Origin of the sequence: Sulfurimonas sp. (assembly GCF_018698455.1) — a bacterium.
Taxonomy (GTDB): domain Bacteria; phylum Campylobacterota; class Campylobacteria; order Campylobacterales; family Sulfurimonadaceae; genus Sulfurimonas.
On the sequence record NZ_JABIOQ010000056.1, the window covers coordinates 47,049 to 61,192 of the forward strand.

Annotated in this window: 15 protein-coding genes; 9 read left to right on the forward strand and 6 right to left on the reverse strand. The window is 35.0% G+C overall.

Features of this window, described 5'->3' with window-relative positions; translation table 11 throughout:
• Positions 1-4: 4 nt before the first annotated feature.
• Positions 5-1,297, forward strand: coding sequence for a UDP-N-acetylmuramoyl-L-alanyl-D-glutamate--2,6-diaminopimelate ligase (locus HOG88_RS07925; protein ID WP_295004947.1), 1,293 nt, complete (start codon positions 5-7; stop codon positions 1,295-1,297).
• A gap of 8 nt (positions 1,298-1,305) precedes the next feature.
• Here HOG88_RS07925 and HOG88_RS07930 read toward each other — a convergent pair whose 3' ends face one another.
• Both HOG88_RS07930 and HOG88_RS07935 read right to left on the reverse strand, forming a co-directional pair.
• The gene (locus HOG88_RS07930; protein ID WP_295004949.1) at positions 1,306-1,923 is read right to left on the reverse strand and encodes a hypothetical protein; all 618 of its coding nucleotides are present in this window, start codon (positions 1,921-1,923) and stop codon (positions 1,306-1,308) included.
• Positions 1,924-1,931: 8 nt separating this feature from the next.
• A complete protein-coding gene (locus tag HOG88_RS07935) occupies positions 1,932-2,471 on the reverse strand; it encodes an outer membrane beta-barrel protein (RefSeq protein ID WP_295004951.1) in 540 nt (179 codons plus the stop codon).
• A gap of 144 nt (positions 2,472-2,615) precedes the next feature.
• On the opposite strand from HOG88_RS07935, the gene HOG88_RS07940 reads away from it, so the two are divergent.
• The 6 genes from HOG88_RS07940 to tkt are packed head-to-tail and all read left to right on the forward strand — an operon-like array spanning position 2,616 to position 7,456.
• Positions 2,616-2,990, forward strand: coding sequence for a (2Fe-2S) ferredoxin domain-containing protein (locus HOG88_RS07940; RefSeq protein WP_295004953.1), 375 nt, complete (start codon positions 2,616-2,618; stop codon positions 2,988-2,990).
• A gap of 10 nt (positions 2,991-3,000) precedes the next feature.
• Positions 3,001-3,366, forward strand: coding sequence for an aspartate 1-decarboxylase (gene panD / locus HOG88_RS07945; protein WP_295004955.1), 366 nt, complete (start codon positions 3,001-3,003; stop codon positions 3,364-3,366).
• A 3-nt stretch (positions 3,367-3,369) separates the two neighbouring features.
• Complete coding sequence (locus HOG88_RS07950) at positions 3,370-3,681, forward strand: YbaB/EbfC family nucleoid-associated protein (RefSeq protein ID WP_295004957.1); 312 nt, start codon at positions 3,370-3,372, stop codon at positions 3,679-3,681.
• Complete coding sequence (locus HOG88_RS07955; protein ID WP_295004959.1) at positions 3,682-4,662, forward strand: PDZ domain-containing protein; 981 nt, start codon at positions 3,682-3,684, stop codon at positions 4,660-4,662.
• Positions 4,663-4,681: 19 nt separating this feature from the next.
• Positions 4,682-5,527: a polyprenyl synthetase family protein gene (locus HOG88_RS07960; RefSeq protein ID WP_295004961.1), complete on the forward strand. Its 846-nt coding sequence runs from the start codon at positions 4,682-4,684 to the stop codon at positions 5,525-5,527.
• 9 nt (positions 5,528-5,536) lie between these two features.
• Positions 5,537-7,456, forward strand: coding sequence for a transketolase (gene tkt / locus HOG88_RS07965; protein ID WP_295004963.1), 1,920 nt, complete (start codon positions 5,537-5,539; stop codon positions 7,454-7,456).
• On the opposite strand, the gene HOG88_RS07970 is transcribed toward tkt, so the two are convergent.
• Together HOG88_RS07970 and HOG88_RS07975 are read right to left on the reverse strand one after the other, a co-directional pair.
• Entirely contained in the window at positions 7,457-7,663 is a 207-nt protein-coding gene (locus HOG88_RS07970) for a hypothetical protein (RefSeq protein WP_295004965.1), read from the reverse strand. It lies immediately after the preceding gene.
• On the reverse strand, positions 7,660-9,222 hold the full coding sequence (locus HOG88_RS07975) for a SagB/ThcOx family dehydrogenase (protein WP_295004967.1): 1,563 nt from the start codon (positions 9,220-9,222) through the stop codon (positions 7,660-7,662). The genes HOG88_RS07970 and HOG88_RS07975 overlap by 4 nt, the downstream gene beginning before the upstream one ends.
• 98 nt (positions 9,223-9,320) lie before the next feature.
• On the opposite strand from HOG88_RS07975, the gene HOG88_RS07980 reads away from it, so the two are divergent.
• On the forward strand, positions 9,321-10,760 hold the full coding sequence (locus tag HOG88_RS07980) for a YdiU family protein (RefSeq protein ID WP_295004969.1): 1,440 nt from the start codon (positions 9,321-9,323) through the stop codon (positions 10,758-10,760).
• Positions 10,761-11,169: 409 nt separating this feature from the next.
• Here the strand turns inward: HOG88_RS07980 and HOG88_RS07985 are convergent, their stop codons facing one another.
• A complete protein-coding gene (locus tag HOG88_RS07985) occupies positions 11,170-12,495 on the reverse strand; it encodes an MFS transporter (protein WP_295004971.1) in 1,326 nt (441 codons plus the stop codon).
• Positions 12,496-12,567: 72 nt separating this feature from the next.
• Here HOG88_RS07985 and rdgB point away from each other — a divergent pair, with 72 nt between their 5' ends.
• Positions 12,568-13,155, forward strand: coding sequence for an RdgB/HAM1 family non-canonical purine NTP pyrophosphatase (gene rdgB, locus HOG88_RS07990; protein ID WP_295004973.1), 588 nt, complete (start codon positions 12,568-12,570; stop codon positions 13,153-13,155).
• Between the two features lie 143 nt (positions 13,156-13,298).
• Here the strand turns inward: rdgB and HOG88_RS07995 are convergent, their stop codons facing one another.
• Complete coding sequence (locus HOG88_RS07995) at positions 13,299-14,069, reverse strand: undecaprenyl-diphosphate phosphatase (RefSeq protein WP_295004975.1); 771 nt, start codon at positions 14,067-14,069, stop codon at positions 13,299-13,301.
• Positions 14,070-14,144: the final 75 nt, after the last annotated feature.

The following is a 14,144-nucleotide window of genomic DNA, read 5'->3' on the forward strand; positions in this document are numbered from 1 at the left end:
ATTATTGAAGATTGAATTACCAAACCAGCCCTATAAATACGTAACTGAGAACTCTCAAGAATGTGACAGTGAGACAGCTTTTGTTATAACTACACAAAATGAAAAATACCTCCAAAATGCTGAAAACAATAATGCCCATTCTATTATTAAAATAGAAGAAATTGCAAAACTTTTTGGTATAGACAAAATAAAAATTATTGGAATTACAGGTACAAATGGTAAAACTACTACAGCAAGTGCTATTTATTCTTTTCTTTTAGATTTGGGTTATAAGGTGGCGATGCAAGGAACACGTGGTCTTTTTATGAATGATAAAGTTTTAGAAGGTAAAACGCTGACTACTCCTTCAGTTTTAAACACTTATAAGCATATCTATCAGGCTGTTGATGCTGGTTGTGAGTTTTTTATTATGGAAGTAAGCTCTCATGCCATTGTACAAAAAAGAGTTGAAGGCTTGAATTTTGAGTTAAAGATACTTACAAATATAACTCAGGATCATCTAGATTATCATAAAACCATTGAAGAATATACAGCTGTTAAAAATTCTTTTTTTAAGGATGATGGTAAAAAGCTTATAAATAAAGATGAACCAAAGGCTGACTTTAACTTTAAAAATGCTTACACATATGGAATAGAAAATCCTGCAACATATAGACTTATGGCTTATTCATTAAATAACGCAAGTAGTGGAATTATTCAACATTTTCAAGATATAGTACCTTTTACTGCAGCTCTTCATGGATTTTTTAATCTTTATAACCTTATGGCTGCTGTTGGAGCAGTTCATCTACTAACAGGGCTAAAACTCGAAGAGGTAGCAGCTACTATGGATAACTTCGCGGGAGTAAGTGGACGTATGGAGCAGGTATGTCAAGTGCCAAATGTAATTGTAGATTTTGCTCACACACCTGATGGTATGCAGCAGGTTCTTAATGCACTTAAAGAGAAAGAACTATTAGTAGTATTTGGAGCGGGTGGCGATAGAGATGTAAGTAAACGTCCAATGATGGGCAGAGTTGCAGCTTCTTTAGCTAAAAGAGTCTATATAACTAGTGATAACCCACGTAACGAAGATCCAGACGCAATAGTCAATGATATCCTTAGTGGTATAGAAGACCAAACAAATGTAATGGTAGAGTTAAATAGAAGAAAAGCAATTGAGATGGCTCTCGATGAGCAAGGTGATGAAGAGGTTGTTGTTATACTAGGAAAAGGTGATGAGTCACACCAAATCATCTATGGAGAGAGATTTCCATTTGATGATAGAGAAGTTGTGAGAGAGCTTTTAAATATTTAATAGCTCTCTTAAGGTGCTGTATAAATTATCTCTTCAGTTTGATTATAGTCGTTATCATAGATAAACATACTTGCAGTTATCTTTGTGTCTCCACTAAGTAGTGTTATCAGAGTATCGTTTCCTTCTATGGATATGGTAGCACTATTGTTTAAATCCCATAAAATATTTCTAAGGATGACTCTACTTGTATTATCTTCAAATATTCCTGTTGCTAGTAAAGGTTGATCACCACTTGCTGGGGTACCTCCATCAGAAACCGTGATATTAAAATCTTTCATTGGAATAAGAGCTATATTTACTGGTCCATCCGTTAATGTTTCATAAGCAATAGAGATATTTGAATCACCTCCATTATAAAAACCAACACTTACTACACCTGATGTTGAAACAGTAAGTTTATCAGTTGAGCTTTTCCACTCAACATACTCTGTTACATCATCTGTTGAATTATCATCATAAGTAACTGTAGCACTTAGTTGAATTGACGCATCCGTAGAATAAATACTTTGGTTTGCTTCATTTATCTTGATGCCTACTACATCTTTAAGTGGAGCAGAAGTGCCTTGACCACAGGCTGTGAGCATAAGTGCAAGAGTAGTTAATAGTGTAGTTATTATTTGTTTCATATTTTCTCCTAAAACCTTACATTTAAACCGGTATAAAACATGTTTATATCCGATTTATAAGAAGTTTGTTCTACTATAGTGTCTATCTGTTCATAAGAGGCAGCCTTATATAAGTAGCCCACCTCAAAATCAAAGTGCTCAGAGAGTGGAATGTATGCACCTAGCCCTACATTAAAGGTTCCATAAGATAAACCAGACTGAAGCTTCCTCTCGATTTTTAAAATTCCTGTTCCAAAGCCTATTTTTACAAAGGGATTAAGGTGTTTTGTTAATTCAAATGCTTTGATAAGTTCTAGATTGAAAGCATACTTATTAGCATCCTCTGCTGAAAATATCTTTGAGTTATTCTTTAGAAATTCTAGGGAACACTCTATGGCATAAGCTTCACGTTTGCCATATCCGAGTTTTATACTTGCAAGTTGGTTGGAACTTTCTGCTAGGGTATTAGTGAAAGATTCATTGTAGAAGCCATAGTTTGCCCCAGTATAAATCTTAGCATCACTATACAAAGAAGAAGCAAGAACCATAAAAAATAGTAAAGTTTTCAAGAGAGCATATCCTATGTTATAATTTAGTGAATTATATCTAAAAACTTACTACTTAACTTAAATAAAATAACTTATTTTCCTCCATGAGTTTATATGGATAAATTTTTAGATATAATTTCATAAATATTTCAAAGGACTATTATTATGGGAATCCCTCAACCAGCATTTTATATATTTAAGTGTGAGCAGTCAGCTCCTCCAGGTATGCCAAAACCATCTTGTGTAACAGAAGATACTAAAGGTCTCTTTCAGTACACAGCAATGAAACTTATGAAAGAAGGGATTATGATGACTGCACCAATCATCAAAACTTCATGTATGAATAGATGTTCAGCAGGTCCAATAATGCTAGTAGAGCCAGGTCATACTATGTATGTTGGTCTTACAGAAGAGAAAATAGACAGAATTATCGCTGAGCATATTGTTGGTGGAAATGTTGTCCAAGAGTATGTAATTAGTGACGAAATGTGGGATGCTCCAATATCTCCTGCTGACGCAAAAAAACAAATGGGAATGTAAGGAAAGAGCTATGTTAATTGATATGTTGTACAGCAAAATTCATCGTGCTACTGTTACTGATGCTAACTTAAACTATGTTGGTTCTATTACTATAGATGAGGAGCTTTTAGAAGCTTCTAAGATGCGAGTTGGACAGAAAGTAGAGATATTAAATATCAACAATGGTGAGCGTTTTTCTACTTATATTATTTTAGGTGAACGCGGTTCTCGCGATATCTGCCTAAATGGTGCGGCTGCTAGAAAAGTTCATAAAGGCGACAAAGTAATTATTGTTGCTTATGCAACTTATGATGAAAAAGAACTTGAAAATTATGAACCAAAAGTTGTTATTCTCGATGATAACAACGATATAGAAACAATAGCGGAACATATCTAAACAATGTTTGATATGGAAAATATGAGTAAAATGCTTGAGGGAATGCAGGGAAATGCAGATAAACTCAAGAGTGAACTAGAACAAAAGACTTACAGTGTTAAAACTGGTGGTGGCCTAGTTGAGCTAAGTGTTAATGGAAGTGGTGAAGTTATCGATTTACTTATTGATGATGAACTACTTTCTGACAAAAGTTCACTAGAAATTTTACTCATAGGTGCTATAAATGATGCAAATAAAATGGTTCAAACCAACCAACAACAGAGTGCCATGGGAATGCTAAATTCCATGGGTAATCCCTTTAGTGGGACTAAATAGGTGCTTCGCCTATTTATAGCACTAAACCTTCTTTTATTTAACCTTTATTCCTGTCAAGGTGGTTATGATTCCTGCATAGAAAAAATAAATGACTCTAAAACAATTCAAAATAATTCTTTACATATTCCTATAAAAAACACAGAACTACTTATATGGTCCAAAACTACTCCAAATGCTAAAATATTAAAATATGACCCTTTTCTTTCCCTCTACCTTATTGAAGATACAAATAAGTTCCCTTACCCTTTTGCTATAAATATGCGATTACAACTCGGTTTAGCAATGGTTAATACAACTGATGCAAGAGAGAGCAAGGTTTTAAAGAATCAAGTTGGTCTTAATTCCTTTGCTACTTTTAGTCAAAAAACTACAACACCTGCATTAATTACAAGTAGTTGTTGTTCTCTAGAAGCTATTGTGACTCCAGAAGGAATTATTCAAAAAGAGTATTTAAAAAGATTTGTATCCTCAAGTAAAGTTGCATATTCAGATATTGGAATAAGAGTTAAAAATGAAGGTGGTTATGTTTTAGTTTCTGAGAGTGATCCATATATGAAAAATAACCTATTTAAAAAAGATGATTGTATTCTTACATTTGATGGTGTAAAAATAAAAGCTGCCTCTGTCTTAATGAGAAAAGTGCTTTTTTCAAAAATAGGTTCAAAGCATAAAGTACAAGTGAAGCGTGATGGAAAAGTTCTTAACTTACTTGTAGAAACATCTAAGCGATATGGTGGTGGTTATGTTAGCGATACTTTTTTAGAGCAAAAGGGTGTCTATTTTGATAAGCAACTTCATATTACAAAACTTTCTCAGAATTTTTTAGGCTATGGACTATTAGTTGGAGATAGACTTATTCAGGTAAATGGAGCTGAAGTAAAAACACAAAAAGAACTCCGTAAGCACATAGAAGGCTTTAAAGACTTTTCATCACTTCTTTTTGAGAGAAGAAACTTTCAATTTTTTGTAAATATTAAGTAGAAAAAGTATAATATTGCATATGCAAAACTTTGAGAAATTTTTAACAGATAACCTACCAACTTCAAAGAGTATTCACCCTCATTATGAGAATGCTTTACAAAACATGCTTATTGCCGGTGGCAAGCGTTTTCGTCCTGCACTTTTACTGGGTGTTGTAAATGCATATAACCCACTTTTACTTGAGGGTGCTCGTCATGCTGCGTTTGCTATAGAACTTCTTCATACATACTCGCTTATTCATGATGATTTACCAGCTATGGATGACTCACCACTTCGTCGTGGTAATCCTACACTGCATGTAACTTTTGATGAAGTGACAGCGATTCTTGTTGGTGATGCTTTAAATACTTACTCTTTTGAAGTTTTATCAAATGCACCTTTTTCAAATGAAACACGTGTAAAACTCATCAGAGAGTTAGCAAGTAATGGTGGACTTAATGGTATGGTTTTAGGTCAAGCAATAGACTGTCACTTTGAGAACAAACCTCTTAAAGTTGAAGATATAAAAATACTCCATACAAACAAAACAGCAAAGCTTATTGCAGCTTCACTAAAAATGGGTGCGATTATAGTTGGTAAAGAAGATTTAGCTGATAGCTTATATGAGTTTGGTATTAAACTTGGACTTCTTTTCCAAATCCAAGATGACATACTCGATGTAACGCAGAGCAGTGAAGAAGCAGGTAAACTTACAAACAACGATGAAGATAAAAATAGTTTTGTAACTATTCTAGGGCTTGATGAGTCGATGAAACAAGCAAATGAACTAGCAGACGAATTAAGTAATGTAATGCTTAGCTTTGAGGAGAACCTACAGAGTGAGCTGTCTTCGTTACTAACTAAATATATTAATAGACATAAATAAGGAAAAAAAATGAGTAATGTAATGCGTCAAAAGATGGCAGATTCGATTAGATTTTTAGCAGCAGATATGGTGGAACGTGCTTCTTCAGGACATCCTGGTGCACCTATGGGTCTTGCAGATATAGCAACAGTTTTAAGCGAGCACTTAAATCATAACCCTAAAAATCCTTCATGGTTAAATCGTGACAGATTAGTTTTTTCTGGTGGTCATGCAACAGGTCTCATCTACTCACTTTATTATTTATGGGGATACGGTCTTGAGTTAGAAGACTTAAAGAATTTCCGTCAACTAGATTCTAAAACACCAGGACATCCAGAGTTTGGACATACTGCGGGTATTGAGATTACAACTGGTCCATTAGGTCAAGGTGTAGCAAACGCAGTTGGTTTTTCAATGGCATCAAAATTTGTAGGTGCTCAAGTTAATTCTGACACTGCTGAGTTAATTGACCATAACGTTTACTGTTTATGTGGTGATGGCGATTTAGAAGAGGGACTCTCTTATGAAGCTTGCTCTATCGCTGGACACAACAAACTTGATAACCTTGTTGTTATTTATGATTCAAATCGTATAACAATTGAGGGTTCTACTGACTTAAGTATAAGTGAAAATATCCGTATGCGTTTTGAGTCTCAAGCGTGGGATGTTCTAGAAATAGATGGACATAATTTTGATGAGATTGACACAGCACTTACAACTGCTAAAGCGAACAAGAGACCAACTCTTATCATAGCAAATACTATTATTGCTAAGGGTGCTGGAGAGTTAGAAGGTTCACACCATGCTCATGGTGCTCCTTTAGGTGGCGCGGTAATTGCAAAAGCAAAAACTGATGCTGGATTTGACCCTCTTAAAACTTTTCATGTTGACGCAGATGTTATGGCTAGATTTAGATGTGCAATCGAAGAGGGTGATTTACTAGAACGTGAATGGATTCACTCTCAAAAAACTCTTCCACTTATGGAGCAAAATGAAGCACTTACAGGTTTAGAAAATCCTGATTTTTCTCGTATAAATTATCCTATTTTTGAGAAAGCTGAAGCGACTCGTTCAACTAATGGTAAGATTATGAATGCTATAGCTCGTGGTCTTCCAAGTTTTGTAGGTGGTTCAGCAGACCTAAGCCCATCAAACAAAACAAACCTAAACGATATGGGTGTTTTCCCTAAGGGGCGAAATATATACTTTGGTATTCGTGAACATGCAATGGCATCTATCGTCAACGCGATGGCTTTATATGGTCCACTACTTCCTTTCTCTGCTACATTTTTTGTATTTTCAGATTACTTAAAACCAGCAGCTCGTATTGCGGCACTTACTGGAATCCAAAACTTTTATATTTGGACTCATGATAGTATTGGTGTTGGTGAAGATGGTCCAACGCATCAGCCTATAGAACACCTTTCACAGTTTAGAGCATTACCAAACTTTTATGTATGGCGCCCAGCAGATGGTGCAGAGAATGTAGAAGCTTGGAAAACAGCACTTACTATGAAAAAATCTCCATCAGCATTTGTATGTTCACGTCAAAACCTTTCAGTTCTTCCAAGTGCTGTTACAGGTACGGCATCTCGTGGTGGTTACTTAGTCGCGCAGAGTGATAATGCAACTATAACTATAATGGCTTCAGGTTCTGAAGTAGAACTTGCTCTTAAAGTAAGAGATACAATGGCCGAGCAAAATGTTTCTGTAAATGTTGTTTCAGTTCCATGTTATGATCTTTTCATTGAACAAGATTCTACTTATATGGATTCTATCATCGTCAAGGGTACAAAAACTGTAGCTATTGAAGCTGCTCGTGGTTTAGAGTGGTATAGACTTGCAGACACTGTTATTGCTATGGATACTTTTGGTGCATCAGCTCCAGCAAGCCAACTTTTTCTTAAGTTTGGTTTCTCAGTAGAATCTGTAATAGAAAAAATAAAATAATTACTTACTTTTTTTCTTTTCTTCTTTCGTTGTTTTTTTAGATGCATTTGCATCTAAAAAAGTTGAAAATCCCATTTCTCTTTTATTAAAACTATTTTTCTGTTCGTACTTATAAGAATCTGCTCCACCATGCATATCTATACTGCCTCTTTCATAATCCCCAAAACATACGAGACTAAAGACAAAAGAGAGCAAAACTACTTTCATCTCTCTTCCTCATAAGCTGCCTGTGTTTGTATTCTACTATCTACATATCCACGGCCAATTGTAAAGTGGTAAAGTGTTTGAAAGTTGTTATCTTTGAGTCCAAGCATACCATGAACAATGTCATCTAAGAAACAACCGATTCCAGTTCCACTCAGACCCATAGATGTAGCATCAAGATAAAGCTGTTGGCCTACTGCTCCACACTCCCAGTAAAGCTCCTTATATCTATGTGCACCATATTTATTTATTTGCTCTGAGAAGTTACATAGCATTCCAAGAGAGAAAGCTCCATCACTTGCTATTTCTTGTGAACAGCTTATAGTTTTGCTTGCAAGTTGTAGATCTTTTTTCTCAAGTAAATAGAGATTCTCAAACTCTGTTTCTTCCCAAGCAAATACAGAGAACATTTGATCTTGCAAGGCTTTTAAATCTTTTGGATTTCTCACTAAGATGTAAAGACCTGCGTCATACTCTTCAACACGGTGAACAAAAAGAACTAAATGTGCTGCGTTTTCTTTTGAATCTAGCGAACCTGCTACACCTGAAAGGAGCGTATGAAACTCATCTTTTGTTATAAGAGATCGAACAGGATCCATTACATGGATACTTCTACGTCTAAGGATTACCGCTTTAGATTCTAGAGTCGTTTTCATGCTAGGTATGTTCCTAGTTGTAGTTTCTTGCACTATGGGCTCTGTTGCCGTTGCTTCTTCAATAGTAGGAATTATTTCCCACTCTTGCATACTTGGACTTAGTTTGTTAGCAATAGAATTATAAACTAGAGGAATGTTTTCAGTTAAAGAGTCAATTTTTAATGAAGAACTTACTTCCTCGGGAGAAACTACAAAAAGCATATCGCCTCTTTCTCTTTCAGAAAATCTTTGTGATTGAGCTAAGCCAAAAAGAGTTTCTATATCTGAATCGCCTATAGTATCAAGACGAGTAAGTTTCCAGCCTAACATTTTTGCAGATACATTAATTGATTGCCAAGCATGACCAGCATCGAGGTTTACATATCTAAATGCTCTCTCTCCATACTTCCAAACTTCCCTCCAAGAGATTCCTGAAAGACCAATAACAAAACTTCCAGTTGGTAAAGTGTCCCAAAAGCTTGTTTCTATATCAGCTAAAGACTCAAGTGCATGTTTTTTAGCACTATAGTGATAGATAGAAGTCTTGTCACCTTGTTCCTCTAGTACTGGAGGTAAAACTAAATAAGTCTCAGTTGGATGAAGGTTTCCACTTGATGCATTACATCTTACTGCCCAAGAGCTATCTCCAGAGACTTTCCATGCAGCTATTCCCATTGAGTATTGTAAAAGTTGAGATATTGACTCTTTCATAAGTGGAGCAGATGGTAAGTCAGTATCAAGTAAATGATAAGGTGGCGTTGAATTGTCGAATGCTAAAGGCAGAGAAATTTTCTCTGCTCCTTGGTACTCTCTAAAAGGATTAGGTTGTGTTGACCAGTCCATATATCCAAGTGAACGAGCATATCTTTGTTGTGCGTGTTTTGTAGTTTCATGGTAGTGAAATACTGTTTGTAGGTTTTTATTCATACTTGAAGTTTAGTGTATTTTTCTTAATCAAAACTCTAAAAATTTGTTAAAAAAATAATTCTAGCATTCTTTAATATCTCTTTTGATAAAACCTCAGTATGAAATTTTCAAACCTAAAACTTACCTCTCCCTATTTAGAACATGATCCAGTCTTTTACACTAGAGTTGACCCAACACCACTAGATAAACCTTTTGTTATTTCTACTTCACAAAGTGCTGCAAAACTTTTAGGGGTTGATGAAGATTTAAATCTTGATGAAAAACTTTTAGATATTGTTAATGGCTCACAAAAGCTAGAAGGAAGCGAAACTTTTGCTATGTGTTATTCTGGACATCAGTTTGGTCACTTTGCAGGACGTTTAGGTGATGGACGAGCTATAAATCTTGGTAAAATAAATGGACAAAATTTACAATTAAAAGGTGCAGGTCTGACACAGTACTCTCGTCAAGGAGACGGTCGTGCAGTTTTACGTTCATCAATACGTGAGTACTTGATGAGTGAGGCCATGCATGGTTTAGGCATAGAGACTTCTCGTGCTTTGGCTCTTATAGGGAGTGACACAGATGTAGCGAGAGAGAGATGGGAAAAAGGTGCAATAGTACTGCGTTTATCTCCTACTTGGGTGCGTTTTGGGACTTTTGAGTATTTTAACTCCACTGGTGAGCATGCCAAGCTACAAAAATTAGCTGATTATGTCATAGAAGAGTCTTTTCCTCACTTAAAAAACGAAGAGAGCATGTACCTAAAGATGTATGCAGAAATAGTAAACAATACCGCAAAAACTATAGCTAAATGGCAAAGTGTAGGTTTTAACCATGGTGTTATGAATACTGATAATATGAGCATTGATGGACGAACTATAGATTATGGGCCATTTGCATTTTTAGATGATTATGAAAAAGACTATATTTGTAATCATACAGATCGAGATGGTATGTACCGCTTTTCTAGTCAACCAGCAATAGCTCACTGGAATTTAGATCGGCTTGCAGTTGCACTTTCTCCTATAGTCAACTACGAAGTTGCTGAAGATATTTTAGATGATGTTTTTAGACCGGCTTATGAAAGAGAGTATAACAAGATAATGAATGCAAAGATGGGTCTCTATGCTGAAGAAGAGAGTGATAAAGAGTTGTCTTACCAGCTTCTACGATCCCTCGAGAGAGCTACTATAGACTACACACTTTTTTTTAGAAAACTATCGCGTTATGATGGAAATAAATCGGATATTTTAGACATCTGTGTTAGCCGAGACTCAATGGAAAAGTGGTTAGATAAATACTCAGTGCGTTTAGAAAAAGAGACACAAGAGGCTAGTAAACGCCATGAAAAGATGTTAGCGGTTAATCCAAAGTACATACTTAAAAACCATATACTTCAAGAATCAATTGTTTTAGCGGATAAAGGGGATTACTCAATGGTTCAAGACCTACTTAAAGTTTCCCTCTCACCTTGCGAGGAACACCCAAACTTAGACCACCTTAGTAAGTCAGCACCGATGGAATCAAAAAACATTAAACTAAGCTGTTCATCGTAGGAGAGGCTTAGCCCCCTATGTCAGGATAGTTGTCATTCGAATTAATACAGACACTCTATTGCACCTGCAACCAGACTTGCCCTATACAAGAATGATTTTTTTCTTTATATAAATCGTGGAGATGGTTTTCGAGATGCTTCAGTAGCCTCTTTAAGCGAGTTTGACAAAATAAAATGAAAAAAGTAATTTTATAACTTTTGATCTTGAAACTAATATAGAGGGAAATGAAGGATTTATTTTAGCAGATGGAATAATGACTTTGAAAGGTCCGACTTTTAAATTTTTGATTGTTAACAATATAAATATGTGTAATCAAGTGCTAAGTAAAAAGGGTATAAAAGCATTTTTAATGTCGGCCACACAAATGGAATATGATGCGAAGTGGAGATAGAATAAGATAAGAGAGCCTCTACCTAGAGACTTTCGCTTTTAAATCATCTTCTTCTATTTCTGCAGTTACATACTTGATAACTACAAGATTTTCTGTTTCATTGATATACCACTCTGCGATATGTTCATGCTCAAGAGCATTTAGTTTATCGAAATCAACACTATCATTATCGATGTATAGGTGAGAGTGCCTTACTGGATTTTGAAGTTTTAACACTGTCCATATAAGCCATAAAACGATTACAACTGAAACACTAGCAGTTAGCATTTCTCTGTCACTAAAGTCCAGATAAATACCAGCAAATGTACCACCTAGGAAAGTTGCGAAGTATGCTGAAGAGTTTGAAATTCCAAGTGCTGCACCTTTTTGGTGCACACGAGCGAACTTACTAATCATTGACTGAACAAGTGGTTCCATCATGTTAAAACCAATGAAAAACAATACAACCCCAATTACAAATATTTTACTTGAAGTTGTGTATCCCATTATTAAAAATGATGCTAAAAATAAAACTATAGAGATAAGAAATATCTGCTTAGGGATATTTTTCTTTTCACCAAAAACAGCTGCGGGACCCATAGCTATAAGACCTGCTATCATAGCTGGAAGGTAAGCCATCCATAATTCTGATTTTTCCCAGTTAAAACCATATTGCTCTTTTGTTAATATAATTGGAATAAGTACAAACGCCATAGTCATAAGACCTTTTTGTAAAGTATTAATGATTATCATATTTAAAAGATTATTGTCTTTTAGAATATCTAGTGTTCTTGAATCGTTGTGATATGTATGCTTAATCTTTGGAGGAGTAGGAACTTTTGTAAAAAGAATAACTATAGATAAAATAGCTAATCCTGTTGTAATGAAAAAGATAACATTTATGCCATAGCTTGAAGCTATAACAGGACCTAAACCCATAGCTAGAGCAAAACTCATAGCGATGAAGCCACCCATGATTGCCATTGCTTTACCACGTTTTTCTTCTTCAACCAGGTCTGAAACCATTGCTGTAGCAACAGAACCTATAGCTCCTGCACCTTGAAGGAAACGACCAGCCATAAGCATGTAAATATCAGTAGAATAAGCACACATGAGTGAACCTATGATAAAAATGATAAGACCAAATAAAATAGTAGGTTTTCGTCCTATTTTATCACTCATAGTTCCAAATGGGAGTTGAAAAATAGCTTGAGTAAGTGCATAGCCACCAACAATAATACCTACAAGAAATGGTGTAGCACCAGGAAGGTCAAGGGCATAAACAGAAAGAACCGGTAAAACTAAAAATAGTCCTAAAAATCTCAGGAAAATAATAGAGGATAGGGGAAGTACTTTTTTAAACATCTAAAGAGCCTTTATAGTATAATTATGGGATTATAACGAAACATTATTACAATATACTATAAGGACAAACAATTGAAATTAGTTTTAGCTACATCTAATAAAGGAAAATTACGTGAGATTAAGGCCCTTTGTACAGAACATGAGGTTATATCTTACTCAGAACTTATAGAAGAGTTTGAAATCGTAGAAGATGCACATACATTTAAAGATAATGCACTTCTTAAAGCTAGGGCTGTTTTTAATGCCATAGGTAATAAAAACATGGTCGTTATTGCTGATGACAGTGGTATCAGCATAGATGTTTTAGATGGTGCACCTGGTATATACAGTGCTAGGCATGCGGGTGAAGATGCATGTGACAAAGATAATCTCTATAAACTTATAGAAGATATAAAAGCAAAGGGTGCAACAGAGTCAGGTGCACATTACACGGCTGCGATAGCCATAGTGACAAAAGATGTTGAAAAAACTGTTCACGGTTGGATGTATGGAACGGCAATCTGTGAAACAAGAGGCGAGGGTGGTTTTGGATACGACCCGATGTTTATACCTCTTGGGTATGAAAAAACATTAGGTGAATTAGACGATGAGATTAAAAAAACATTGTCTCATCGTTCTAAAGCATTAGGGCTAGCACTAAAAATTATAAATACTCTATAATACCTTAACACTCAACTTATAAATTTTTTTTTCTAAGTTGAGTAAAAAAATATGCAAGTGGGCGTTATATCGGATCATTGTCTGCACGATATCTCCTTTAACATTTAAGATTATTAAAATAAAAGCAATAATTATTCCAAATATTAATTAAAGAGTAAAAGTAGAGTAATCCCAAATATAATTCTATAGATGCCAAACGCGAGAAAAGTAAAGTTATCTAAAAATTTTAAGAAGAGTTTTATCGTTATAAATGCAACAATAAATGATACTATAAACCCTATCCCTAATGTTAGTAAATTCTCAGATGTAAACTCATGATAATGCTTTAAAACATCATAAGCCGTCACAGCTGACATGACAGGAAGAGCAAGTAAAAAGCTAAACTCAGCACTTGCTTTTCTACTCATACCAACAAGCAGGGCCCCTATAATAGTAGAGCCTGCCCGACTTGTTCCGGGTATAAGTGCTAAAACTTGTGCTAAACCGATAAAACTTGCCTGTTTAAAAGTAACTTGTTCTACATCATGAACAAGTACTTTTTCTTCTTTGATGAAAAACTTTTCAACAATTAAAAAAACAATACCTCCAACAATGAACATAATAGCAACAATGTTAATACTAAAGAGTTCTTTAATTTGATGAGAAAAAACAAAGCCTACTGCTCCGATTGGGATAAAGGCAAGAAAAACTTTATACCAAAGACTTATGTGTTTTGGAGTAAATTTATCTTTATAGTTAAACATGACAGCTAAGATAGCGGAGAACTGTATAATGACCTCATAGGCTTTTGTAACATTAGTCTGTTCTATACCTAAAAAATGACTTGCGACAATGAGATGACCAGTGGAAGAAATAGGGAGAAATTCAGTAAATCCTTCGATGATTCCTAAACTCAGAGAGTCGAAAATATCCATTAAAATCCTTATTAAGATATATGACAGTATTATAGCATAAGAAATAATAGAAGGTTTAAAATCACTAGAATGAAG

Coding starts and splice junctions, on each gene's coding strand:
- HOG88_RS07930 (WP_295004949.1), bottom strand. CDS start 1,923: ATGAAACAAATAATAACTACACTATTAACTACTCTTGCACTTATGCTC.
- HOG88_RS07940 (WP_295004953.1), top strand. CDS start 2,616: ATGGGAATCCCTCAACCAGCATTTTATATATTTAAGTGTGAGCAGTCA.
- panD (WP_295004955.1), top strand. CDS start 3,001: ATGTTAATTGATATGTTGTACAGCAAAATTCATCGTGCTACTGTTACT.
- HOG88_RS07950 (WP_295004957.1), top strand. CDS start 3,370: ATGTTTGATATGGAAAATATGAGTAAAATGCTTGAGGGAATGCAGGGA.
- HOG88_RS07960 (WP_295004961.1), top strand. CDS start 4,682: ATGCAAAACTTTGAGAAATTTTTAACAGATAACCTACCAACTTCAAAG.
- tkt (WP_295004963.1), top strand. CDS start 5,537: ATGAGTAATGTAATGCGTCAAAAGATGGCAGATTCGATTAGATTTTTA.
- HOG88_RS07970 (WP_295004965.1), bottom strand. CDS start 7,663: ATGAAAGTAGTTTTGCTCTCTTTTGTCTTTAGTCTCGTATGTTTTGGG.
- HOG88_RS07975 (WP_295004967.1), bottom strand. CDS start 9,222: ATGAATAAAAACCTACAAACAGTATTTCACTACCATGAAACTACAAAA.
- HOG88_RS07980 (WP_295004969.1), top strand. CDS start 9,321: ATGAAATTTTCAAACCTAAAACTTACCTCTCCCTATTTAGAACATGAT.
- HOG88_RS07985 (WP_295004971.1), bottom strand. CDS start 12,495: ATGTTTAAAAAAGTACTTCCCCTATCCTCTATTATTTTCCTGAGATTT.
- HOG88_RS07995 (WP_295004975.1), bottom strand. CDS start 14,069: ATGGATATTTTCGACTCTCTGAGTTTAGGAATCATCGAAGGATTTACT.